General features: G+C 39.4%; 22 protein-coding genes and 1 tRNA gene. 19 read left to right on the top strand and 4 right to left on the bottom strand.

Annotated elements, in window-relative coordinates; genetic code table 11:
* Positions 1-125 precede the first annotated feature (125 nt).
* A complete protein-coding gene (gene pflB / locus ACVRZH_RS04245) occupies positions 126-2,456 on the bottom strand; it encodes a formate C-acetyltransferase (RefSeq protein ID WP_447454078.1) in 2,331 nt (776 codons plus the stop codon).
* A 264-nt stretch (positions 2,457-2,720) separates the two neighbouring features.
* Between pflB and dinB the strand changes: the two genes are divergently transcribed.
* Complete coding sequence (gene dinB, locus ACVRZH_RS04240; RefSeq protein WP_447454077.1) at positions 2,721-3,815, top strand: DNA polymerase IV; 1,095 nt, start codon at positions 2,721-2,723, stop codon at positions 3,813-3,815.
* Positions 3,816-3,913: 98 nt separating this feature from the next.
* Here dinB and ACVRZH_RS04235 read toward each other — a convergent pair whose 3' ends face one another.
* Positions 3,914-4,408 (bottom strand): hypothetical protein, encoded by a 495-nt coding sequence (locus ACVRZH_RS04235; protein WP_447454076.1) that lies wholly within the window; start codon positions 4,406-4,408, stop codon positions 3,914-3,916.
* A 135-nt stretch (positions 4,409-4,543) separates the two neighbouring features.
* Here ACVRZH_RS04235 and ACVRZH_RS04230 point away from each other — a divergent pair, with 135 nt between their 5' ends.
* The 7 genes from ACVRZH_RS04230 to ACVRZH_RS04200 all read left to right on the top strand — a co-directional run bounded on the left by ACVRZH_RS04230 (position 4,544) and on the right by ACVRZH_RS04200 (position 11,019).
* On the top strand, positions 4,544-4,774 hold the full coding sequence (locus ACVRZH_RS04230; protein WP_447454075.1) for a GlsB/YeaQ/YmgE family stress response membrane protein: 231 nt from the start codon (positions 4,544-4,546) through the stop codon (positions 4,772-4,774).
* A gap of 260 nt (positions 4,775-5,034) precedes the next feature.
* A complete protein-coding gene (locus tag ACVRZH_RS04225) occupies positions 5,035-6,120 on the top strand; it encodes a galactose ABC transporter substrate-binding protein (protein ID WP_447454074.1) in 1,086 nt (361 codons plus the stop codon).
* Positions 6,121-6,255: 135 nt separating this feature from the next.
* A complete protein-coding gene (locus ACVRZH_RS04220; protein WP_447454073.1) occupies positions 6,256-7,767 on the top strand; it encodes a sugar ABC transporter ATP-binding protein in 1,512 nt (503 codons plus the stop codon).
* Between the two features lie 14 nt (positions 7,768-7,781).
* The gene (locus ACVRZH_RS04215; protein WP_447454072.1) at positions 7,782-8,792 is read left to right on the top strand and encodes an ABC transporter permease subunit; all 1,011 of its coding nucleotides are present in this window, start codon (positions 7,782-7,784) and stop codon (positions 8,790-8,792) included.
* 194 nt (positions 8,793-8,986) lie between these two features.
* Positions 8,987-9,559, top strand: coding sequence for a GDSL-type esterase/lipase family protein (locus tag ACVRZH_RS04210; protein ID WP_447454071.1), 573 nt, complete (start codon positions 8,987-8,989; stop codon positions 9,557-9,559).
* A gap of 3 nt (positions 9,560-9,562) precedes the next feature.
* Positions 9,563-10,084 (top strand): P-loop NTPase family protein, encoded by a 522-nt coding sequence (locus tag ACVRZH_RS04205; protein WP_447454070.1) that lies wholly within the window; start codon positions 9,563-9,565, stop codon positions 10,082-10,084.
* A 188-nt stretch (positions 10,085-10,272) separates the two neighbouring features.
* Positions 10,273-11,019, top strand: a complete 747-nt coding sequence (locus ACVRZH_RS04200) for a GntR family transcriptional regulator (RefSeq protein ID WP_447454069.1) — start codon at positions 10,273-10,275, stop codon at positions 11,017-11,019.
* Between the two features lie 34 nt (positions 11,020-11,053).
* On the opposite strand, the gene agaR is transcribed toward ACVRZH_RS04200, so the two are convergent.
* Positions 11,054-11,764, bottom strand: coding sequence for a transcriptional regulator AgaR (gene agaR, locus ACVRZH_RS04195; protein ID WP_447454068.1), 711 nt, complete (start codon positions 11,762-11,764; stop codon positions 11,054-11,056).
* Between the two features lie 192 nt (positions 11,765-11,956).
* Here agaR and ACVRZH_RS04190 point away from each other — a divergent pair, with 192 nt between their 5' ends.
* The 8 genes from ACVRZH_RS04190 (at position 11,957) to ACVRZH_RS04155 (ending at position 19,856) form a co-directional block, all read left to right on the top strand.
* The gene (locus tag ACVRZH_RS04190; protein WP_447454067.1) at positions 11,957-13,735 is read left to right on the top strand and encodes a glycoside hydrolase family 35 protein; all 1,779 of its coding nucleotides are present in this window, start codon (positions 11,957-11,959) and stop codon (positions 13,733-13,735) included.
* 10 nt (positions 13,736-13,745) lie between these two features.
* Entirely contained in the window at positions 13,746-14,231 is a 486-nt protein-coding gene (locus ACVRZH_RS04185) for a PTS sugar transporter subunit IIB (RefSeq protein WP_447454066.1), read from the top strand.
* Positions 14,232-14,273: 42 nt separating this feature from the next.
* Positions 14,274-15,185, top strand: coding sequence for a PTS mannose/fructose/sorbose/N-acetylgalactosamine transporter subunit IIC (locus ACVRZH_RS04180; protein WP_447454065.1), 912 nt, complete (start codon positions 14,274-14,276; stop codon positions 15,183-15,185).
* Entirely contained in the window at positions 15,172-15,993 is an 822-nt protein-coding gene (locus tag ACVRZH_RS04175) for a PTS system mannose/fructose/sorbose family transporter subunit IID (RefSeq protein WP_447454064.1), read from the top strand. The genes ACVRZH_RS04180 and ACVRZH_RS04175 overlap by 14 nt, the downstream gene beginning before the upstream one ends.
* 4 nt (positions 15,994-15,997) lie before the next feature.
* A complete protein-coding gene (locus tag ACVRZH_RS04170) occupies positions 15,998-16,402 on the top strand; it encodes a PTS sugar transporter subunit IIA (protein WP_447454063.1) in 405 nt (134 codons plus the stop codon).
* A 176-nt stretch (positions 16,403-16,578) separates the two neighbouring features.
* On the top strand, positions 16,579-17,508 hold the full coding sequence (locus tag ACVRZH_RS04165) for a DUF561 domain-containing protein (protein ID WP_447454062.1): 930 nt from the start codon (positions 16,579-16,581) through the stop codon (positions 17,506-17,508).
* A 147-nt stretch (positions 17,509-17,655) separates the two neighbouring features.
* Positions 17,656-18,834 carry an acetyl-CoA C-acetyltransferase gene (locus ACVRZH_RS04160; RefSeq protein ID WP_447454061.1) on the top strand — a complete coding sequence of 393 codons (1,179 nt, stop codon included), beginning with the start codon at positions 17,656-17,658 and terminating at the stop codon, positions 18,832-18,834.
* 104 nt (positions 18,835-18,938) lie between these two features.
* Positions 18,939-19,856 (top strand): MBL fold metallo-hydrolase, encoded by a 918-nt coding sequence (locus ACVRZH_RS04155; protein ID WP_447454060.1) that lies wholly within the window; start codon positions 18,939-18,941, stop codon positions 19,854-19,856.
* A gap of 291 nt (positions 19,857-20,147) precedes the next feature.
* On the opposite strand, the gene ACVRZH_RS04150 is transcribed toward ACVRZH_RS04155, so the two are convergent.
* Positions 20,148-20,218, bottom strand: a tRNA-Thr gene (locus ACVRZH_RS04150).
* Positions 20,219-20,324: 106 nt separating this feature from the next.
* Between ACVRZH_RS04150 and ACVRZH_RS04145 the strand changes: the two genes are divergently transcribed.
* The 3 genes from ACVRZH_RS04145 to ACVRZH_RS04135 all read left to right on the top strand — a co-directional run bounded on the left by ACVRZH_RS04145 (position 20,325) and on the right by ACVRZH_RS04135 (position 22,293).
* Positions 20,325-20,579, top strand: a complete 255-nt coding sequence (locus ACVRZH_RS04145; protein ID WP_447454059.1) for a DUF1912 family protein — start codon at positions 20,325-20,327, stop codon at positions 20,577-20,579.
* A 12-nt stretch (positions 20,580-20,591) separates the two neighbouring features.
* A complete protein-coding gene (locus tag ACVRZH_RS04140) occupies positions 20,592-20,963 on the top strand; it encodes a helix-hairpin-helix domain-containing protein (RefSeq protein WP_447454058.1) in 372 nt (123 codons plus the stop codon).
* A gap of 85 nt (positions 20,964-21,048) precedes the next feature.
* On the top strand, positions 21,049-22,293 hold the full coding sequence (locus ACVRZH_RS04135) for a tetratricopeptide repeat protein (protein ID WP_447454057.1): 1,245 nt from the start codon (positions 21,049-21,051) through the stop codon (positions 22,291-22,293).
* Positions 22,294-22,682 lie beyond the last annotated feature (389 nt).

Here is a 22,682-nt window from a genome sequence, read left to right as displayed (position 1 = left end):
GAAACTTTGACAACTTTAAAAGAAGGATTTTGATTGCCTTGAACATCAAAAAGGAGAGAACCAATCTGATTCTCTCCAGATGTTAGCTTTTCATCTACCCACTACAGTTGACAAAGAGCCTCATTTTATTGACCTGACAATTCAGTAGCGATATCGTCCATTGAAAGAACTTCGTGGAAGACACGTTGTGTCAATTCTGTTTTTTGTTCTTTAGTCAAGTACTTAGTGTTAACACAGTAACCTGAGATACGTACGATAACATCTTCGCCAGCCATAATCTTGTCATAAACATCTTGAAGGTCCATAACGTTCAAGTTAACGTGTTGACCTCCACCTTCAAAGTAACCATCAAGGATACGAACGAGGTTGTCTACTTGCTCATCGAATGTTTTACCAAGTGCTTTTGGAGATACTTGTGTAGTCAATGAGATACCGTCGTTAGCGTGGTTGAAGTCTAACTTAGAAAGTGAGTTAAGGTTTTGCAACCAACCACCACGTGCTTTAGATGTTGGGTTAGCTCCTGGTGGGAAGAATTCTACTTTAGAAGTGTTCACTGAACCATCTTCGTTTAAGAATACCCCACGGTGAACTGGAGAGTTACCAGTTTGTTTAGAGTAAGCAACGTTAGATGTGATTGTCAAGATTGACACAGCAGCTTCAGCGTTCTTATAAAGTTTGTGTCTGTTCAAACGAGTGAAGAATGCTTCCATCAACCATTTAGCGATGTTATCAACACGGTCATCATCTTCACCGTAGCGTGGGAAATCACCAGTAACTTCGTAGTCATAGATGAAGCCGTCTTCGTCACGGATTGGTTTAACTTGAGCGTATTTAATCGCTGAAAGTGAATCAACAGTATTTGCGAAACCACAGATACCGAATCCCATGTTTGCACGTAGGAATGATGGTAAGAATGCCATTTGAACAGCTTCGTAGTTGTACTTGTCTGTCATGTAGTGGATGATATTCATTGCATCTACATAAGTGTCTGTCAACCAGTCAAGTGCTTTTTCAAAGTTAGCGATAACTTCATCGTATTCGAAGATTTCAGAGTTATTTGGTTCTACAACATCGAAGACTTTGTAATCCTTGTGAACATCGTCGTAACCGTTGTTCCAGCTTGAAAGAAGAGCTTTAAGAACGTTAACACGTGCACCGAAGTATTGGATGTTATGACGTTTGTCTTCGTTTTCTGGATCAAGTGGTGATACACAACATGAGATACATGACATTTCACCGTAACCATCTTTAGCCATTGTTGTTACACCTTCGTATTGGATAGAAGAGTGTTTGTGGCTCATTGACATACAGTAGCGGCGGAAAGCGTATGGTAATTGGTCTGACCAAAGAACTGTTAAGTTTGGTTCTGGTGAGTTACCAATGTTGTCAAGTGTGTTCAAGAAACGGTAGTCCATCTTAGTAACACGGTGACGACCATCGTTACCCATACCTGCCATTGATGTTGTCAAGAATGTTGGGTCACCAGAGTAAATTTCGTCAAAGGCTTTTGTACGAGCAAATTTAACTGTACGAAGTTTAAGAACGAAATCATCAACGAATTCTTGAATTTGCTCTTCTGTATATGTTCCGCGAGCAAGGTCACGTTCTGAGTAAATATCAAGAACGATTGGCACACGTCCTAGAGATGTTGCAGCACCGTTGATAACACGACAAACTGCCATGAAAGCAATGTTAACCCATTGGATAGCTTCTTTTGTATCCATCGCAGGTTTGCGAACGTCAACACCGTACAAATCACCAAGCTGAACAACTTGTTGAAGAGCTTGATACTGAAGATTGATTTCTTCACGAAGACGGATAGTTTCTTCATTGATATCAGTGATTGAGTTCCAATCGTTAACTTTTTCTTGCATCAAGTAGTCTGCACCGTAAAGAGCAAGACGAGCGTACATACCGATGATACGTCCACGAGAGTAAGCATCTGGAAGACCAGAAACATGGTGTGAGTGACGAGCACGACGGATATCAGCAGTGTAAGCACGGAAGATACCATCGTTTACGGTAGTTGCATGCTTAGTATAGATTTCATGTAAAAGTGGATCTGGAGTATAGCCGTTTTCGATAAGCGTTGTTTCAGCCATACGAATACCACCACGTGGCATGAAGTTTAATTTAAATAATTCATCATTTTGAATACCAAAGATGACTTCGTTATCTTTGTCGATAAATCCAGCTGGGATGTCAGCGATAGAAGTTGCTCTGTCGATATCCATTGGGAAACGTGTTGCTTCGTAGTGTGCTTTTGTTTCTTCAATGATTTTTTTGATATGAAGAGAACGTTCTGTAGGACCTGCAAGGAAAGATTCATCTCCATCGTATGGTTGATAGTTGTCTTGTACAAAGCGTGTTACGCTTGCTCTATCACGCCAGCTAGTTCCTTTGAAGCCTTCCCAGGCTTTTTCAAAAACGTCAGTGTTAGTTTTTACAGTTGCCATTTTATTACTCCTATATTCTAGTAACAATAACTGTTACAATTACGACTTTATAATAACATACAGTAATCGGTTTCATCAAGAGAAAATAGGCACTTAAAGCGATTTCTTTACTAGCACAGTTTTTTCAAAAAGAACAACTGTATTATATCATTGTGTTTAATTTCACAATATCACAAAGTTTTTTCGAGATCATGCATCATTTATGGGGCTTAGAGGAGGTTAAACTAATTTTTTTATGAGATAATAGTAATAGAAGGGGGTTGTATGTTAGTTTTTCCTTTAATCAATGACATCTCTCGGAAAATAATTCATATTGACATGGATGCTTTTTTTGCTGCAGTGGAAGAAAGGGACAATCCATCTTTGAGAGGTAAGGCGGTTGTTATCGGCTCAGATCCTAGATTAAGCGGAGGTAGAGGTGTTGTCTCAACGTGTAATTATATTGCTCGTTCCTATGGCATTCACTCTGCCATGAGCACCAAGGAAGCATACGAACGTTGTCCACAGGCTATCTTTATATCGGGGAATTATCCCAAATATAAAGCCATTGGACAAGATATTAGACAGATATTCAGACGTTACACCGATTTGGTTGAACCTATGAGCATTGATGAAGCTTATCTTGATGTCACAGATAATAAATTAGGCTTAAAATCTGCGATCAAAATAGCAAGGCTTATTCAAGAAGATATTTGGAAAGAAACACAGTTAACCTGTTCAGCCGGGGTATCCTACAATAAATTCTTGGCAAAACTGGCTAGTGACTATCAAAAACCAGCTGGTTTGACAGTGATTTTGCCTGACGATGCCCAAGCCTTTTTAGCACAGTTACCTATCGAAAAATTTCATGGTGTCGGTCAAAAAACAGTTGCTAAATTGCATGATTTATCTGTTTTTAATGGGCAGGATTTATTGAAATTGTCAGAATCTGATCTGATTGATCATTTTGGACGGTTTGGTTATGATTTATACCGAAAAGCTAGAGGAATATCACAGTCGCCTGTAAGAGCCGATCGGATTCGCAAATCAATCAGCAGTGAGAAGACATATAGTAAGCTCTTACGTGAAACAGAAGATATACTTCTTGAGTTAGGCAAACACGCGAAGCGTCTGGCTCGGTTGTTAGAAGAAAATAATAGGTTGACGGAAGTTATCGTTGTCAAGATACGGTATGCTGATTTTTCGACAGTAACAAAGCGTCGACGCTTGGATCATCCTGTGAATGATAGTGAAGAAATTGATAGGCATGTTCAAGATATATATGCTGAATTAGAAAATGAAGATAAGGCGATTCGTCTACTTGGTATAACGGCAACGGGGCTTGTTAGCGCCTCCTCAGCAATTCAGTTAGATATTTAGCCAAGCACAGAGTCATCTGTAGTTTTTAATGTCGGTTCTGTTATATAAAAAACACTTCAAAAGTTAGAGTCGCTCTCACCTTTGAAGTGTTTTGATGATTATTGGAAGATGTCTTCTGAACCTTGGTTATCTTTCCCTTTGTAGATAGAATATTTGTAAATGGCATAACCATAAGCAGCTAATGCACTAATTGGTATGATAAGACCGATGACATTAGCCCCTTCAACTGTTAAGCTATTATAGATCCCGAAAATAAGGCCTATAGAAACATAAGTGATACCGATGTAGTAAGCAGTTGGTTTTGGGGTTTGTTCGTTACGTAATAGTTTAGCGTTTTTAAAGTTTAAAAATGTCAATAATGCTTCCATAAATAGTGAAATCACAGAACTTGCTATCACAAAAATAGATAAGAACTGTAATTCTGGGGCGCCACTGTCTTGTATGGCTTGATTAAATTCATTTTTGAACATGAACAAGGCAGATAAGAGGAAAACTATTCCTAATATTCCTAAAATGAGCATAACCAGATGATAGATAGCTAAGCCAAATGTCGTGCTTCTCAAAGATTCACGAACTTTTTCATAAGAAATCATGTCAAATCCTCCATAATGAATGATGTATTTTTGTAATGATTATATCATTTTGTTCTTTTTTTGCCTAGTCCCTCATGTCACATATTGTCTGTCTATGTTATAATTAACTTAGTTTAAAAAAGAGAGGTGATGTCTATGTTGGGACTAATTGTAGGAGCCATTATTGGTAGTATAGCAGCGTCAATAGCCAATACAAAAAAACAGCAAGGATGTTTATCTAATATTTTTGCTGGTATGACAGGTTCTTGGGTGGGTGAGCGTTTGTTTGGTAACTTTGGTCCAGAAGTGGCAGGTTATTATATTTTTCCAGCCATTATAGGCGCAGTTGTTGTGGTTGCTGTGATGACGGTTGTTAGGGGTAAATAATAATTAAGTAGAACTTTCGGATTGTAAAGTTCTTTTTAGTTATCTATACCAATTTATATTTTTAACTTAAATTTATGGAGTTTTCATCAAGAAATACTGTATCAGTGTCTTTTGAAAACAGGGTCTATACCAATTCCGGTAATGAAAAAGAGATTGACAAACACTTAAAAATTAGATAGTATATCATTATAAAGAAAACGTTTACAAAATTTCTTTAACACAATTGGTTACTTCAATACAAGGAAAGGAAAAGTAAAAAAATGAAAAAAGCATTGAAGTTTCTCGCATTAGCCTTTGTCGCTGTTCTCTTGGTTGCTTGTGGCAGCAAAAAAGCTGATGAAGGTTCAGGTGATGGTTCAGGAAAAACCTATAATGTAGGTGTTGCTATTTACAAATTTGATGACAACTTTATGACCCTCTACCGTGAAGAGCTTGACAAGTATTTCAAAGAACTTGGTGAAAAAACAGGTAATACTTACGTGTTGGATATCCAAGATGGTAAACAAGACCAAGCGACTCAAACAGAGCAAATCAACAACTTTATCGCTCAAGGTAAAGATGTTATCTTGGCAAACCTTGTTGACCCAACTGCAGCTGGTGCGATCATCAATTCAGCTAAAGCAGCTAATATCCCAGTTGTATTGATCAACCGCGAACCAGAAGTTGCTGAACTTGACATTTGGCCAGGTAAAACAACTTACGTTGGTGCAGACGCAACACAATCAGGAACTTTCCAAGGTGAAATCATCGCTGCAACAGACAGCAAAGGTGATATCAATGGCGACGGAACAGTTACTTATATTACATTGTTTGGTGACCCAGCAAACGTTGATGCGCAACAACGTACAAGTTATTCTGTCAAAGCATTGGATGATGCAGGCATCAAACGTGAAGCATTGGCAGAACCATATCTTGCAAACTGGGACACTGCTAAGGGTCAAGAAATGACAGCTTCAGCCCTTGAACAATTTGGTGATAAACTTGAAGTTGTTTTTGCAAACAACGATGGTATGGCTGTTGGTGCCGTTACAGCTATCAAAGCAGCAGGACGTACTGTTGGTAAAGATATTTTTGTTGTGGGTGTAGATGCTATTCCAGACGCTATGGAATTACTTGCCAAAGGCGAATTGACTGGTACTGTTCTTAATGACCACTTTAACCAATCACACACTGCAGCAGATGTTGCTGTTAAGTTGATGAATGGTGAAGATGTATCTTCTTACTACTGGGTTAACTATGTTAAAGTAACTAAGTCAGAAGATGCTGAACTTAAACCAGCTGAAGCTAAAACAGAAACAACTAAAGAAGCTAAGGCACGTTACGACGAACGCGCTAAGGACAAATAAGCCGACATTGAATAAGTAACCAATTAAGAAATCCAATATGTTCTCACGAGCCCAGGTGCCACAGAGTCTATGGTCATACAGCACGTGGGGACATATTTTTGTTAACTAAAAAAGGGTGAAAGTGAGTTAGGGAAGATGAGTGACTACATTTTAGAGATGAAACAGATCACGAAAACCTTTCCTGGGGTTAAAGCTTTAGACAAAGTTGATTTTAAACTCAGGCCAGGTACAGTGCATGCCCTGATGGGGGAAAATGGAGCAGGGAAATCCACACTGATGAAGTGTTTGTTTGGGATTTACCATCGTGATGGAGGACAAATCATTTTTGATGGCAAAGAGGTTGACTTTAAAGATTCTAAAGAGGCTATTGATGCAGGGATATCAATGATCCATCAGGAATTACAACCTATCAGAATGATGTCCATTTCAGAAAATGTCTTTTTAGGAAACTACCCTATGGGTAAGTTTAACTTGATTGATCATGCTAAGATGAATGAAGACACTAAGGTGTTGCTAGATGAAGTAGGTCTTCATATTGATCCCAGAACATTACTAGACAAACTGACAGTATCTCAGATGCAGTCTGTTGAAATTGCCAAAGCGATTTCACACCATGCTAAAGTTGTTATCATGGATGAACCAACTTCTTCCTTGACCACATCCGAGGTTGAAAAGCTGTTTGAAATTATCGCACAGTTGAAAAAGAAAAATATTGGAATCATTTATATTTCTCATAAAATGGATGAAATTTTAAGGATTTCAGACGATATTTCTATCATGCGTGATGGTCAGTATGTAGGAACTTGGCCAGCTAGTGAAATGACAACGGCTAAGATTATCCAAGCAATGGTTGGTCGTGAATTGACTAGTTTATTCCCACCGAAAACCAATGTGGTTAGTGATGAGGTTGTTCTTCGTGTAGAGAATATGACATCACCAAGTCCGTTGTCCTTTAAAGAAGCTTCTTTTGATTTACACAAGGGTGAAATTCTTGGTATTGGTGGACTTGTAGGGGCACAACGAACAGAGTTGATGGAGGCTCTTTATGGAATGAGAACCTTAGAGCAAGGCAAAATTATTCTCAATGGTAAAGAAGTTAAAATTAAGACCCCATCTGCTGCTATTCAAAACAAGATTGCTCTGGTAACAGAAGATAGACGTTATAACGGTATCTTTGGTGTCTTATCGATCACAGATAATGCCTCTGTCGCAGCTCTCAAACAATATGTTGGCGGTTTTGGACTCTTGGATGATCGCAAGATGAATAACGTCGTGAATCAGAATGTCTCACGTCTTCGTGTTAAGACACCGAGCAATAAAACTCATATTGAAAGTTTGTCTGGAGGAAATCAACAAAAAGTTATTTTGGCACGTTGGTTGGCAAATAACCCAGATATCTTGATTTTGGATGAACCAACTCGTGGTATTGACGTTGGTGCTAAATATGAAATTTATCAAATCATCAATGACTTGGCTGCTGAAGGAAAATCAATTATCATGATTACATCTGAAATGTCAGAATTGCTAGGAGTTTCAGACAGGGTTATGGTGATGTGTGAAGGCCGTGTATCAGGTTTCTTAAACAAAGAAGAAGCGACACAGGAAGCTGTCATGACATTGGCAACTAAGTTTATGACTAATGATTAGGAGGAAAAAGTAAAATGCCTAAACTACCAACTGCTGGTACAGCAAAAAGTTTTAATCTAGGGGACTTTCTGACGAAAAACTCTATGTATATTGTTGTTGCTGCAATGATTCTCTACACAGGATTAACGCAGGATAACTTCTTTACTGTAGGTAATGCAGGAAATATCATGGCCAACACCTCAGTGCGTTTTATCATCGCTCTTGGTGTCTCAGGATGTTTGATTATTCGTGGAACTGACTTAGCAGCAGGACGTATCGTTGGTTTGACAGCTATTGTGACGGCCACTTTAGTTCAACGTCCTGATTTTGCACAGAAATTCTTCCCTAATTTGCCAGATCTTCCGATTGTTGTGGCTTTACTAGCAGCACTTGCAGTGGGAGCTACCCTTGGTTTAATCAGTGGTTTGATTATTTCGTTCCTAAATGTACCACCATTCCTTGCGACATTAGGGATGCAAATCATGACTTATGGTTTTGTTTTGATCTATTCTGAAAGTAAGCCTATTGGTACCTTTAAAGACGAATTTGTGATGATTGGACAAGGTAAGATTTTTGGTGTTGTTCCGTATATCGCCATTATTGCAGCTGTCGTTGGACTTGTCATGTGGGTACTCTACAATAAAACACGCTACGGTAAATACATGTATGCCATCGGTGGCAACGAAAATGCTGCTGAAGTATCAGGGGTTAACGTTCGTTTATCTAAAATTAAAATCTACTTGCTTGCTGGTTTCCTTTATGGTTTAGCAGGATTCCTCTTGTCAGCTAAAACAGGTTCTGCAGGTGCAGGTGCAGGTATGGGTTACGAGTTGGATGCGATTGCTTCGGCGACAATCGGTGGTGTTTCAACTGCGGGTGGTCAAGGAACTGTGCCTGGTATCTTGCTTGGGGTATTTGTCTTTGAATTGCTCAAAGTCTGCTTGACTTACCTCGGTGTAACACCAGATATGACTAACGTTATCCAAGGTATTGTTATCATCGTTGCGGTAGCTCTTGATATCCGTAAAACAATGGTTAAACGTTAATAGTTGATGATGATATAAAAGGTATGCTTTCGTAGAAAGTGATTTTGTGGTTGCATTTTTGAAAGCTTGACAAACCTAGTCAACAATTGCACCAAATGCTTATTATAAAATGTATTAAGAGGTTGTGGACTTGTTCCCAACCTCTTTTGTGGGTATGGTAAAATAGATCATATCAGAAAAAAGGAGTTGTTGATATGAAGATTCATTTGATAGGCGATAGTTTATTTGCAAGAAGGGAAGGAGCCCCTGAGCCCATGCTATCACATCTGCTAAAGAGCAAACGTCCCGGACTAACAGTGTTTAACTCAGCTGTTTCAGGCTATAATAGTTTTGACTTACTTAGGCAATTACCCCAGTTGATTGAGCTTGGCCCTATGGACGTGGCATTTGTTTTGATAGGTGCCAATGACTTGGCTCTAAATAAGCAGATACCTCTACAGGTGTTTAAGGAGAATGTGACTCTCTTTATCAAGAAATATCAATCTGAGCAACTTGCTACTAAGTTGGTGTTTTTGACCCCGACTCCAGTAGATGAGGAGAAACAGTACTACAGGCATAATGCCTTGGTGGATAACTATGCTCAAGCTATCAAGGCTATTTGCTCGTCACTAAATGTGGAAGTTTTAGATGCTTATGCCTTATTTATGGCTCACACACAGGAGATTCCATTATCAGTCTTATTAGAAGGTAGCTTAGATGATGGGTTGCATTTTGGTCGGAAAGGATATGAGTTACTTGCGAATATGATCATAGAAAGTTTGGTATAAAACATGAAGACATTAGTTATAGGTAGTCCTGGAGTTGGGAAAACTCATTTTGCAAAACAACTTCAACAAAAAAGGCAGTGTGCTTTATTGCATTTGGATTTTTTATGGAATAGTGGTGATTATTCAGCACAAGCTAGAGAAAGCTACTTAAATGATTTAATGACATTCATGACGAAAGAGTCAAAGTGGATTATAGATGGTAATTACAGCAGTAGTCTACCTTTGAGATTAAAGTATGCTGATCAGGTGATTTGGTTGCGAAAGGGTCGTTTGTCCTGTATCAAGAACGTATTGAAACGAACGCTGGCTTTCTATAGAGATAGGAGCACTCGAAGTGAGATGCCTGCAACCTTCAAAGAAAAATTTGATAAGGAATATTGGGCATTTTTGAGATTTGTTTGGGATTTTCCTATCAAAACAGAGCCACAATTATCGGAGTATATGAAAGCATTTGAAGGAGACGTTGTTATTTTAAGCACTCCTAGTGCCATTGCTACTTTTTTAGATAATGAAGGTCTATCTTGAGGCATTTACTATTGGAAGATAGTCAATAGAATGTTTTATAGTGTAGGTTTTATGCTGATATCAGACTTAAAAGCCTATCTGTTATAGTTCTAAAATAACTATTTTAAAAAGATTGACGAATTTAAAAAAATAGCTTATAATAATCTTGTTATAACAAGTGTAAGCGTTTACTTGGAAGGAGTGATCCAATGCTTGATACAGATAATGATAGACCTCTGTATTTACAAATGGTAGATGCTTTGGAAGTTACCATTCGCAAAGAATTATCCGCAAACGACAAGCTACTATCTGAACGTGAGTTGACGGAGAAATTTGGCGTTAGTCGTATCACGGTGCGGCTAGCTCTTAAAGAATTGGAAAATAGGGGTCTCATTTATAAAAAACATGGTAAGGGTACTTATGTATCTGAAATTAGTGAACCAGCTGTCGATTTGTCAGCAGCATATAGTTTTACAGAGCAGATGAGAAAGATGGGCAAGGTTCCCAGCACCCAGACGATTGCTTTTAGTAAGATTCAAGCTAATGAACAAATTGCTCGTCAATTAAATATAGCTGTTAATGATCCTATATTTGAGATAGAACGACTTCGTAGTGCCGATGGTGTAGCTATGATGTTGGAGAGATCCTATATACCGGCTGAATCATTTGACGGAATTAGTAAAGAGGATTTGGAAAGAAAACCGCTATATGATATTTTTTATGATGATTTTGGCCATGTCATCAGAATGGCGGAGGAAGAATTTTACGCTAGTATAGCTCTTGAACAGGAAGCACAACTATTAAATATTAAAACAGGAAGTGCTGTTCTGCATTTAATTCGAAAGACTTATAATAGTAAAAATCGTATCATTGAGTTCACTTTAAGTGTAGCGAGGGCTGATCAATTTCGTTACAAAATAACCCACCATCGTCATCTAAATGATAAGGACAGCTAAAAAGCTCTCCTAGTAGGAGAGCATGACAGGTATATTAACGCTTGTTGACAGAAATTTCAAATTTGAAGTATTTCCAATGCTTATAACTCTCAATATATTCTAAATGCTCATCAGTACCATTTTGGCGCGTAGTACGAATTTGTAAGATACTAGGCTCGTCTTCGCCAAGCTTGAGAGCTTTAGCGATATGATCTGGTGTTGGAAGAGCGATTTCATTTGTTTCAACAAAAGGCTCTTCAGACATGTGGATATTAAAGTCTAACTTAAAGCGTTGGTAAACTGATTGGAAATGGCTAGGTTTAGCATTTGGAGTTAGGATATAGCGTTCAGGAATATAAGATTGTTGGTAAAGGTATGGTTGGCTACCAACTGAACGTAAACGAACAATCTTATAGTAGAAGTCATTTTTATCTAGTCCAAGTTTGTCGAGATAAAAGTCATCGTTACCTTTTTCAATAGAAATAACGGTGACAGACTCATTCTTTAGGGGGAAAATTTCAATATCAGAAAATTCGACAAGTTTCCCTTTCCGTGAACGAGAGACAAACGTTCCTTTTCCTTGTTGGCGAACAAGATAGCCATCTTTAACGAGTTCGTTCATCGCACGGATAACCGTTATCGAACTAACGTTGTAGAGCTTACTTAGCTCTGATTCAGTATAAAATTTATCTCCGTTTTCAAATTTTCCTGAGATAATTTGTTTCTTAAGATCGTTTTGAATGAGTTGATATTTTGGGACTCTCATTTATTTTCTATACTTTCCTTTCTATATTTTTTGAGTAATTGATTTTTCTATTAATCAGTACCATTATTATACTAAAAAAATAACTTTTACGTATGAAAAAAATCTAAAATGTAAAAAAAATTCTAAAACAGCTTGATATAACCAGTGATTTATGTTAATATAACAATGTAATTAAAAAAGGTGGTAAAACACATGACAAGATTCGAGATTTCGGATCAGTTTTATCTAGATGGAGAACCATTTAAGATTTTAGCCGGAAGTATTCACTACTTCCGTGTACACCCAGATGATTGGTATCATTCTTTATATAACCTTAAAGCATTAGGTTTCAATACTGTTGAGACCTATATCCCATGGAATATGCACGAACCTCAAAAAGGGGAGTTTGTGACAGATGGCATCCTTGATTTTGAACGTTTTTTGACGCTGTCGCAGGAACTTGGTCTTTACGCGATTGTGAGACCTTCACCTTACATCTGTGCAGAGTGGGAGTTCGGTGGTTTACCAGCTTGGTTATTGAATGAGGACCTGCGTGTGAGAAGTTCTGATCCAGCCTTCATCAAGCATGTTGATGATTATTATCAGTTCTTAATTCCACGTTTAGCCAAACACCAGTTGTCACAAGGTGGTAATGTCCTGATGTTCCAAGTTGAGAACGAGTTTGGTTCTTACGGCGAGGACAAGACCTATCTTAGACAGGTTCGTCAGTTGATGGATAAACATGGTCTAGAAAGTCCTTATTTCACTTCAGATGGCCCTTGGAGAGCGACTCTGAAAGCAGGTAGTCTGATTGAAGATGATATTTTAGTGACGGGGAACTTTGGTTCTCGAGCAACTGAAAACTTCAAGATGATGCAAGACTTCTTTGATGAATATGGTAAGAAATGGCCACTCATGTGTATGGAGTTTTGGGATGGTTGGTTCAACCGTTGGGGCGAAGAAGTTATTCGTAGAGACCCAGATGAATTAGCTAGTGCTGTTATGGAAGCACTAGAGTTCGGCTCAGTCAACCTCTATATGTTCCATGGTGGCACAAACTTCGGCTTTATGAATGGCTGCTCGGCTCGTAATCAAAAAGATTTACCACAGGTGACTTCCTATGATTATGATGCTATCTTAGATGAGGCAGGTAATCCAACGCGTAAGTTCTATGCCTTACAGGCCTTGCTCAAAGAACGCTATCCAGAATTATCCTATAGTGAGCCACTCACTAAGCCAGCTAAGGCTTTTGAAACGGTGAGTATAAAAGATAAAGTTAGTCTCTTTAACACACTAGAAAATGTAAGCGATTGCGTTGATAGTTTTTATCCAGCTAATATGGAAAAACTAGGGCAAAATGTTGGTTATATTCTTTATGAGACCACAGTTGAACGTAATAGCGATAATGAGGAGAAAATCCGCATTATTGATGCAAGAGACAGGGCTCAACTTTACTTAAATCATAAACATGTCACAACCCAATATCAAGAAGAGATTGGTGATGAGATTTTTGTGACACTGCCAGAAAAAGACAATCGTCTGACTGTTCTTGTCGAGAACATGGGGCGTGTCAACTATGGCAGTAAGCTAACAGCACCGACACAGCGAAAAGGTCTGGGTAGAGGTCTGATGTTAGACCTACACTATGTTGGCAACTGGAAACAGTATCCAATGCCCCTGACAGATATTTCTAAGCTAGATTTTGACCAAGAGTGGCAAGAAAATCAACCAAGTTTCTATCGTTATGTTTTTGACTTAGAGGAATTGGCGGATACTTACCTTGATATGTCAGCTTTTGGCAAAGGTGTTGTCTTTGTTAATAATGTTAATATTGGTCGTTTTTGGGATAGAGGCCCAATTGTCTCTCTCTACTTACCAAAAGGATACTTAAAGAAAGGAGTTAATGAGATAGTGGTCTTCGAAACAGAAGGCAGGTATGGAGAAGAGTTGGTCTTTTCTGAAAAACCAATTATAAAACCTATAGAAATGTGAGGAAAATGACATGGCTATTGTCGGAACTCGAATCGACGGTCGATTGATTCATGGTCAGGTTGCTAACCTTTGGGCAACCAAATTAAATGTAAGTCGTATCATGGTTATTGACGATGATGTGGCTCAAAATGATATTGAGAAGAGTGGCTTGAAATTAGCTTGCCCTCCAGGTGTTAAATTGAGTATTCTTCCTGTGAAAAAAGCAGCGGATAACATCTTAGCAGGAAAATATGATTCACAACGCCTATTTATCGTGGCACGCTATCCAGAACGTTTCCTACGTCTTGTAGAATACGGGGTAGAGCTTAAAGAGCTTAACGTAGGAAATATGTCTCAAACACCTGAAACACGTTCGGTGACTCGCTCAATTAACGTCGTAGATAAGGACATCGCGGATTTTGATGCCCTTGATGCTAAAGGTGTGCATTTGATTGCTCAAATGGTGCCTGGCGATGTTGCCAAAGACTTCTTGCCTTTGTTGGCGAAAGTCAGATAATGTCGGTAATAAAAACGTAAATTTTTAAGGAGGAACACTATTATGATTCAATGGTGGCAAATATTATTACTTACCTTGTATTCAGCTTATCAAATCTGTGATGAGTTGACGATTGTATCTTCTGCTGGTTCGCCAGTTTTTGCAGGCTTTATCACAGGGCTTGTGATGGGAGATATGTCAACAGGTTTGTTCATCGGTGGTAGCTTACAGCTTGTGGTACTTGGTGTAGGTACGTTTGGTGGTGCATCTCGTATTGATGCGACTTCAGGTGCAGTTCTTGCGACAGCTTTTGCTGTATCTCAAAATCTTGATCCAGAAATTGCGATTTCAACAATCGCTGTTCCAGTAGCAAGCTTGCTTGTTTATACTGACGTTCTTGGTCGTATGACAACAACTTACTTCGCTCACCGTGTGGATGCGGCAATCGAACGTTTTGACTATAAAGGTATTGAACTTAACTATCTTCTAGGTGCTATTCCTTGGGCAGCATCTCGTGCCCTTCCAGTATTCTTAGCTCTTGCTTTCGGTGGTGATTTTGTTAAATTACTTGTAGAAGGAGTAGCTCAAGTAGAATGGTTGGCTAAAGGTCTTACTCTTGCTGGTCGTATGCTTCCAGGTCTAGGTTTTGCTATCTTGCTTCACTACTTACCAGTTAAACGTAACCTTCACTACTTGGCGCTTGGTTTCGGTCTTACAGCGATGTTGACAGTGCTTTACGGAAATGTATCTGCATTAGGTGGTGCTATGTCAAGTGTTGTAGGTGCAGTTAACGGTTTGGTTGCTGAAGATGCAGCATTATCATTTGTTAATAACTTCAAAGGTCTTTCAATGATTGGTATCGCTATTATCGGCTTCTTCCTTTCATTCTTACATTACAAAAATAGCTTCAAAGTGGCTGCTGTAGCACCAACAACAACTTCAGAAAGTGGGGAAATTGACGATGACGAAATCTAATTACAAATTAACTAAAGAAGATTTTAATCAAATCAACAAACGTAGCTTGTTCACTTTCCAACTTGGTTGGAACTATGAGCGTATGCAGTCTTCAGGTTACCTCTACATGCTTTTACCACAATTGCGTAAAATGTACGGAGATGGTACTCCAGAATTGAAAGAAATGATGAAGATGCACATGCAATTCTTCAACACTTCTCCATTCTTCCATACGTTGATTACAGGTATTGACCTTGCCCTTGAAGAACAAGAAGGTGTGGCTTCTAAAGATGCGGTTAACGGTATCAAAACAGGTTTGATGGGACCATTTGCTCCTATCGGTGACTCAATCTTTGGTTCACTTGTACCAGCTATCATGGGTTCTATCGCAGCAGGTTTGGCTGTTAGTGGAAGCCCAGTTGGTATCTTCCTTTGGGTAGCAGTAGCAGTCGCTTATGATATCTTCCGTTGGAAACAATTAGAGTTTGCTTACAAAGAAGGTGTTAAACTTGTGACAACAATGCGTGACCAATTGAACGCTATTGTTGACGCAGCATCTGTTATGGGTGTCTTCATGGTTGGTGCGCTTATCGCAACAATGATTAACTTTGAAGTATCTTGGGCTCCACACATTGGTGAGAAAGTGATTGATATTCAAGACCTTCTTAACTCAATCTTCCCACGCCTTGTACCAGCGCTCTTTACAGGATTTGTCTTCTGGCTCCTTGGTCGCAAAGGTATGACATCTACTAAAGCAATCTTGATTATCATCGCTCTTGCAGTTGCTGCTTCAGCTCTTGGCCATTTTGCTGGATTAAATATGGTTTAAGACTATGGGAAAACAGTTAGTATTAGTTAGTCATGGTCGCTTCTGTGAGGAGTTGAAACATAGTACAGAGATGATTATGGGGCCACAGGATTCTATCCATACTGTCGCACTCTTACCAGAAGATGGTCCAGAAGACTTTAGAAGAAAATTTGAAGCATTAACAGCAGATTTTGATGAACTCGTGGTCTTTGCAGACTTACTAGGTGGAACACCAGCAAACGTTGTCTCAAGAATTATGCTTGAAGGTAAAGAAATTGATTTCTATGCAGGTATGAACATGCCGATGGTTATTGGTTTCTTGAATGGTGTCCTTCTTGACCAAGATGTTGATATCGTTGAATACGGTACAGATAACATCAAACGTGTCAATGACCTCTTCGCATCTGACGAAGATGATGAAGACGAGTAATCTGAAATAGCTCTTTAAGTATCCGACAACCCTATTAAGTTAGGGTTGTCTTTTTTCGACTTGCTGGATCTTTGCCTATTCAGCTACTTCATTTATGCTAAAGAATATCTCAAGAATATCTTGAAAACGCATTCAAGATATGGTATTCTAACCTAGGAAAAAGAGGAGGTATTAAGATGAATCGAGTGACAGAATTATTAGGGATTAAATACCCTGTGTTACAAGGAGCAATGGCGCAAATTTCACGACATGAATTAGTCAGTGCTGTATCTAATGCTGGAGGGCTGGGTATTTTAGCTTCTGGAGGGTTAACGGCAGAAGAACTACGCGAAGAAATCAAGAAAACTAAGCTCTTAACGGATAAACCATTTGCGGTTAATTTGATGCTGATGATGGCTAATGTTGCTGAAATCGTTGAAGTTTTAATTGAAGAAGGAGTCAAGGTTGTTACAACGGGCGCAGGAACACCAAAACCTTATATGCCCCGTTTGAAAGAAGCAGGTATTATTGTCATTCCAGTTATTCCATCTGTTAAGTTAGCACAAAAGATGCAAGATTTGGGGTGTGATGCTGTCGTCGCTGAAGGTATGGAAGCTGGCGGACATATCGGTGAGATGACAACTATGGCTTTGACGCGTCAGGTCGTAGCTCACCTTGACATTCCTGTGATTTGTGCAGGAGGAATTGCCGATGGTCGTGGGCTTCTAGCAGCTTATGCTTTAGGAGCAGAAGGCATTCAAATGGGGACTGCTTTTCTAGCTGCTCAAGAATGCCCTATCCCAGAGAGTTATAAACAAGCTATTTTGTCAGCGGTTGATACCTCAACGGTTGTTACTGGTCGTAAGCATGGCATGCCAGTACGTTGTTTACGAAATGCTTTAACAGACAAGTATTTAGAACTGGAGCAGCAAGATTTATCTCGTCATGAGCTTGAAGCAATGACTATGGGGGCTCTATCTCGTGCCGTGAAAGATGGTGATGTTGATACAGGTTCGTTGATGGCAGGGCAAATTGCAGGTCTCATCTCTGACATCAAGCCGGCAAAAATGATTATAGAGGAAATATTCTCTGAAGCTAAGATGGTTTTAGCACAGTTGAGATTGTAACGTGTGTTTACAATAGAGCTTATTTATCTTTCAAAAGAGCCTGTCTTATCGTCTTGTTTTATCCTTGAAAAAAATGACTTAATTTGATACATTAAGTCATAAGATTAGAGAAATGTTTCAATATTAAGCTTAAAGTGAGGAAAAGAGATGAGAGAAGCGGTTATTGTATCTGCTGTTCGTACAGCGATTGGAACTTATGGTGGTTCCCTAAAAGACGTTTCGGCAGTAGATTTGGGAGTTGCAGTTGTCAAAGGCGCCTTAGAAAAAATCAATCTTTCTCCTGAGTTAGTTGATGAAGTGATTTTTGGGAATGTTCTAAGTGCTGGCTTGGGCCAAAACGTTGCACGTCAAGTTGGTGTTAAATCGGGTATTCCGATTGCAACACCATCTTATACTATTAACAAGGTTTGTGGTTCGGGGCTAAAGACCATTCAGCTAGCAGCACAAGCTGTTTTACTAGGTGATGCCGATATCGTTGTTGCTGGTGGGACTGAAAATATGAGTCAAGCTGCCTACGTCCTTCAAAATCAACGTTGGGGTGCACGTATGGGAGATACAAAAGTTGTTGACACCATGTTACGCGATGGCTTGACAGATGCTTTTGAGCCAATTCATATGGGGATTACAGCTGAAAATGTCGCTACAAAATTTGACATAAGTCGCGAAGAACAAGATAGGTTTGCGGTGACGTCTCAACAGAAAGCAGTAACTGCTATTGAAGCAGGGCGATTTAAAGATGAGATTGTTCCTATTGAGATTCCTCAACGTAAGGGAGAACCAATTGTTTTTGACACCGATGAATACCCTCGTGCCAATGCCTCTCTTGAGAGCCTTTCCAAGCTGCGTCCAGCTTTTAAAACAGACGGCACAGTGACCGCGGGAAATGCTTCAGGTATCAATGATGGTGCAGCCGCCGTCGTGGTTACTAGTCGTGATAAAGCTGAGGAACTGGGTCTGCCTATTTTAGCAACGATTAAGGCATATGCTAGTGCTGGTCTAGAGCCAGAACTAATGGGTTGTGGTCCGATATATGCTACACGCAAAGCACTTGATAAGGCTGGTCTAAGTATTGCAGACCTTGATTTGATAGAATCTAATGAAGCCTTTGCAGCTCAAGCGAGTGCAGTGAATAAAGAACTTGGTCTTGATACAGATATTGTAAATGTCAATGGAGGTGCTATTGCTCTTGGGCATCCGATTGGTGCATCAGGGGCTCGTATCTTTGTAACCTTGCTCCATGAGATGCAAAAACGTGATGCTAAATGTGGTCTGGCAACACTTTGTATCGGTGGAGGGCAAGGAACAGCCGTGATTGTGACGAGATAAGAAAGCAAATACGTAACCTCTTATCTCTATTTTCTATTTTGTTATATCGTTTATCTTTGTGGTTTATTGTTAAGTAAGAATGGGACTTAAACAGGAGGGATTTTATGTTGCAGCGTTACCAATTTGGTCAAATGACATTGACTTGGTTAAGAGGTGCTGATAAATACACTGATGCGGGAACCTTGTTTGGTCCTGTGCCCAAGGCGGTGTGGTCTCGGTTTTACCCAACAACCGAAGATGGCCTTATGGCGGATTTGACCGACCCAATATTGATTGAGTACAAGGAGAAACGCTACCTTATTGATGCTAGTCTAGGGACAGAAAAGTTAAATGCTAAGCAACGCCGAAATTTAAGTGTACTGTCTGAGAATGACGTTCTAGCTAGCTTAGATGAACTTGGTTTAACCCCTGATGATATTGATGTGGTGATGATGACCCACATGCACAATGACCATGCTGGAGGATTAACGCGGTTGTGTGATGGAGAGATTGTTTCGACTTTTCCAAATGCAAGGATTTATATCCATACGATTGAGTGGGATGAGGTGAGACATCCTAATGCACGGACGCGAGGAACCTATCTCAAAGAAAACTGGGAAGCTATTCAAGAGCAGGTAGTGACCTTTGGTGATGTGTTAGTGGTTGCAGATGGTATAGAAATGCATCACACGGGAGGTCATAGTAATGGACATTGTATTATCCTGTTGCACCAAGATGGCGAGACCATGATTCATATGGCTGACACGCTCTTGACTCATGCCCATCGTAATCCCCTCTGGGTTGCGGCGGTTGATGATTATCCTATGGACTCTATCAAGGCTAAAACCAAATGGATTAACGAAGCTTACGAGAAAGGCTATACCTTTTTCTTCTATCATGACCCATTTTACGCTGTCCTAAAATTTGATGAGACCGGTCAAAATGTAGTCAAATGTTTAGAACGTATTCGCCCACCGAGAGTACCCTTTACAGAAAAACAAGATAAACGTTTGATGATACCAGAAGAAGCAAAAATCAAATAAGAGCTAGTCAATGCGTCTATGGGAATACTATCTCTATATGATAATTTAGTCATAGCTATATGATACGGTAGATGATGTATCATCAAGAGTTCAACTCATCAGTTTTAAGGGAGTGCGACGACAAATCGATTGCTACGGCATCACTATTTTTGTCACACTCCCATTTTTAATGGCTACTCAAATGTAGTAATGCTTATCAGTGGTTGAACTTGCCAGTCGCTAATAGATGGGGAATAGCGTCTAGAAAACAAAAAAAACCTTGAACAATCAAGGTTTCAGGTGTCTTATATATGCCACCACCGAGAATTGAACTCGGAACGGAGCATTACCATTGCTCTATTATACCATTTAACTATAGCGGCAACACCTTTATCATATCATACTTACTAACGAGGCGCAAGACTTTATTGAATTTTTTGAAAAGATTGTGTATAATGGCTTTTGGCAGTAAGTGGAAGGGAGGTTAGCATGACATACGAACAGGAATTTTTAAAAGACTTTGAAGCTTGGGTGGAGAATCAAATGATGATTAACGAGATGGCTATGGCTGAAAGCCGTCGTACCCTTGAAGAACATGGCGATGAACGTGCTGCTGATGCTTATATCCGTTACGAGAGTAAGCTAGATGCATATCGTTACATCCGAACGAAATTTGCTAATTATCATGCAGGCAAGTCCTTTCATGAGTTACCAGATGGTCTATTTGGACAAAGACATTATTAAGAGGAGAAGATGATGGGAAGTAAGGTTACACAAGGTCGAAAAAGATTGCGTCAAGAGTTACGCCGTTTGAAACGTCAAGGTCAGGTAGTTGCTGATAAGGCTTTGACAAAGGCAGAAGTGGTAGTTACTCAAGTTGCTGAGCAAGCACAAGTCATGGTGGAAGCAGTGCAAGAGCAAGTTTCTAAAGTTAGTTTTGAAGCATTCTCTAGCTTATCAGAATTTGAAAGTTTGCCAGAAGCACGATTGAAAAACTTTTATGATGAAGGCATCCAGTCTATTTCAGATTTTACGAATTGGACGGAGCAAGAGTTGTTAGCCTTGAAAGGTATTGGGCCTGCAACAATCAAAACACTGAAAGAAAACGGTGTTGTATTTAAAGATTAAATCACTCTAATCAGTCATCGATGGCTGATTTTTTTGTTATAATATAGACAAAAGACTTTTAGGTTATCGATAAAGGGGACAGGTTATGTCTAAACCAAAAAATCGCAAAAAAGAATTGAAGCGACAACAAAAACTTGACGTCAAACTAATGTCATCTGAGGAAGCAGATTTGTTTGAACGTTTGCAGAAACCAATCATAGTAGAGCGCCGTATAAGTCAAAATTTTGACGATGTCCATGTCGCCATGATGCAATACTATGAGCGAGAAGGTGAGTATCCAGAAATTGGCATGTTAAATCAATTGCTGGCGAGTGGCACATTCCAGTTTAAAGAGGCAGATGAGATTTTTAGACAGGCCATGCACACACCTAATACGACGAAACGTAAGAAATTATTAAGGAGAGTTCTTGAACTGGATTCCGATTATTTTCAAGCAGAGTTGCAATTGCTGATTGCAGACACTGACTCAAATAGTGAAAAGACGTTGAAAGAAGTGCTCGTATTCTATGACCGTGCCGTGACCTTGTGGAAACAAATCGGTAGTCCTTCTTGGGAGATATGGGAGGCAAGACCCTATTTACAGGGGATGATGTTCTGTTTGGAGTATTTTATTGCTGAGGGGTTTCTTGCACTAGCAAGGCAATTGATTGAGTTAATTGACAGGAAAAAGCCATTATACTATCCACCTAATTTTATTTTTTCAATGCTGTCTTTCTACAATATGGTTGGTGACTATCGCAAAGTCGAAGACTTTTATCGTAGGGATTTAAAGACCTATCAAATCAAAGATGGTGTCTTGTTACATGTGATATTGTCCAAGATTCTATCTGGACAATTAGATGAGGCAAGGGTCTTATTTGAGGAGCTAAGTCGCATCAATCCATTAACGACAGATTTCTTTATGAATGAAGAATGGGTGCTAGACATTGGTGAGATTGAAACAGCGGAATTTTTTGTCCCATTCAGTATGGATTCGTTGCGCTCTGCTCTATACCCTATGGAAGTTTTTTTCCTTCAAAACATCATGCTGGAGGGCATATTACACCATATGACTATTGATTTGACTGGTGAATTACCAGTTTTTGGTCACAAAGGTATCTTTGACTTAGAGGAAGACTTATTAGCATTTGGAGAATGGCTGAGAGCCATACACTCACCGATTTTTAATAATATCAAGATGGATATTGTCAGAATCTTGTCAGAACATGATTTGTTAGAGCTAGACGATTTTAAGAAGGTTACTGAAAAGGAAGTTTTAGCGATCAAAGGAATCGGAAAAGTAACGATTGAAAAGTTAAAAGAAAACGGTGTTGTATTTAAGGGCGAATGATGATTGCATTTTGTTTTAGAATCTGTTAGAATAGGCGTATCAGAGGTATTTTGGTCCTCATCTGTTTCAGAAAGTGGCGATGCTGGGAAACCCACACAGATGACAAAAGAGTTGCTGATGTCTGACAATTAAACAGAGAGTTGCGGGTGAAAACCCGAATTTGGGTGGTACCGCGGATTTAAGATTGAAATTCGTCCCTGTCTAGCGTGAGCTGGGCAGGGATTTTCTATACCTCTTGGTGATACAAGTCGTTCGCGATACAGTAGCGTTTAGAGGTATTGATGCAGTTCGAGAGGTGCGAGAACTGTAACTCTAAGACAATTGAAACAAATACATGACGTATAGCATATCTCATAGGATTTTCCGTCATCACATGTACGAACGTTCCT

The organism is Streptococcus fryi (assembly GCF_053206505.1).
Note: the sequence above shows the minus strand (reverse complement) of the source record. Positions and strands in the feature narration are given on the sequence as shown.

What these genes read in the sequence shown, in the direction of transcription:
- pflB (WP_447454078.1), bottom strand. Translation starts at nt 2,456, where the DNA reads ATGGCAACTGTAAAAACTAACACTGACGTTTTTGAAAAAGCCTGGGAA.
- dinB (WP_447454077.1), top strand. Translation starts at nt 2,721, where the DNA reads ATGTTAGTTTTTCCTTTAATCAATGACATCTCTCGGAAAATAATTCAT.
- ACVRZH_RS04235 (WP_447454076.1), bottom strand. Translation starts at nt 4,408, where the DNA reads ATGATTTCTTATGAAAAAGTTCGTGAATCTTTGAGAAGCACGACATTT.
- ACVRZH_RS04230 (WP_447454075.1), top strand. Translation starts at nt 4,544, where the DNA reads ATGTTGGGACTAATTGTAGGAGCCATTATTGGTAGTATAGCAGCGTCA.
- ACVRZH_RS04225 (WP_447454074.1), top strand. Translation starts at nt 5,035, where the DNA reads ATGAAAAAAGCATTGAAGTTTCTCGCATTAGCCTTTGTCGCTGTTCTC.
- ACVRZH_RS04220 (WP_447454073.1), top strand. Translation starts at nt 6,256, where the DNA reads ATGAGTGACTACATTTTAGAGATGAAACAGATCACGAAAACCTTTCCT.
- ACVRZH_RS04215 (WP_447454072.1), top strand. Translation starts at nt 7,782, where the DNA reads ATGCCTAAACTACCAACTGCTGGTACAGCAAAAAGTTTTAATCTAGGG.
- ACVRZH_RS04210 (WP_447454071.1), top strand. Translation starts at nt 8,987, where the DNA reads ATGAAGATTCATTTGATAGGCGATAGTTTATTTGCAAGAAGGGAAGGA.
- ACVRZH_RS04205 (WP_447454070.1), top strand. Translation starts at nt 9,563, where the DNA reads ATGAAGACATTAGTTATAGGTAGTCCTGGAGTTGGGAAAACTCATTTT.
- ACVRZH_RS04200 (WP_447454069.1), top strand. Translation starts at nt 10,273, where the DNA reads ATGCTTGATACAGATAATGATAGACCTCTGTATTTACAAATGGTAGAT.
- agaR (WP_447454068.1), bottom strand. Translation starts at nt 11,764, where the DNA reads ATGAGAGTCCCAAAATATCAACTCATTCAAAACGATCTTAAGAAACAA.
- ACVRZH_RS04190 (WP_447454067.1), top strand. Translation starts at nt 11,957, where the DNA reads ATGACAAGATTCGAGATTTCGGATCAGTTTTATCTAGATGGAGAACCA.
- ACVRZH_RS04185 (WP_447454066.1), top strand. Translation starts at nt 13,746, where the DNA reads ATGGCTATTGTCGGAACTCGAATCGACGGTCGATTGATTCATGGTCAG.
- ACVRZH_RS04180 (WP_447454065.1), top strand. Translation starts at nt 14,274, where the DNA reads ATGATTCAATGGTGGCAAATATTATTACTTACCTTGTATTCAGCTTAT.
- ACVRZH_RS04175 (WP_447454064.1), top strand. Translation starts at nt 15,172, where the DNA reads ATGACGAAATCTAATTACAAATTAACTAAAGAAGATTTTAATCAAATC.
- ACVRZH_RS04170 (WP_447454063.1), top strand. Translation starts at nt 15,998, where the DNA reads ATGGGAAAACAGTTAGTATTAGTTAGTCATGGTCGCTTCTGTGAGGAG.
- ACVRZH_RS04165 (WP_447454062.1), top strand. Translation starts at nt 16,579, where the DNA reads ATGAATCGAGTGACAGAATTATTAGGGATTAAATACCCTGTGTTACAA.
- ACVRZH_RS04160 (WP_447454061.1), top strand. Translation starts at nt 17,656, where the DNA reads ATGAGAGAAGCGGTTATTGTATCTGCTGTTCGTACAGCGATTGGAACT.
- ACVRZH_RS04155 (WP_447454060.1), top strand. Translation starts at nt 18,939, where the DNA reads ATGTTGCAGCGTTACCAATTTGGTCAAATGACATTGACTTGGTTAAGA.
- ACVRZH_RS04145 (WP_447454059.1), top strand. Translation starts at nt 20,325, where the DNA reads ATGACATACGAACAGGAATTTTTAAAAGACTTTGAAGCTTGGGTGGAG.
- ACVRZH_RS04140 (WP_447454058.1), top strand. Translation starts at nt 20,592, where the DNA reads ATGGGAAGTAAGGTTACACAAGGTCGAAAAAGATTGCGTCAAGAGTTA.
- ACVRZH_RS04135 (WP_447454057.1), top strand. Translation starts at nt 21,049, where the DNA reads ATGTCTAAACCAAAAAATCGCAAAAAAGAATTGAAGCGACAACAAAAA.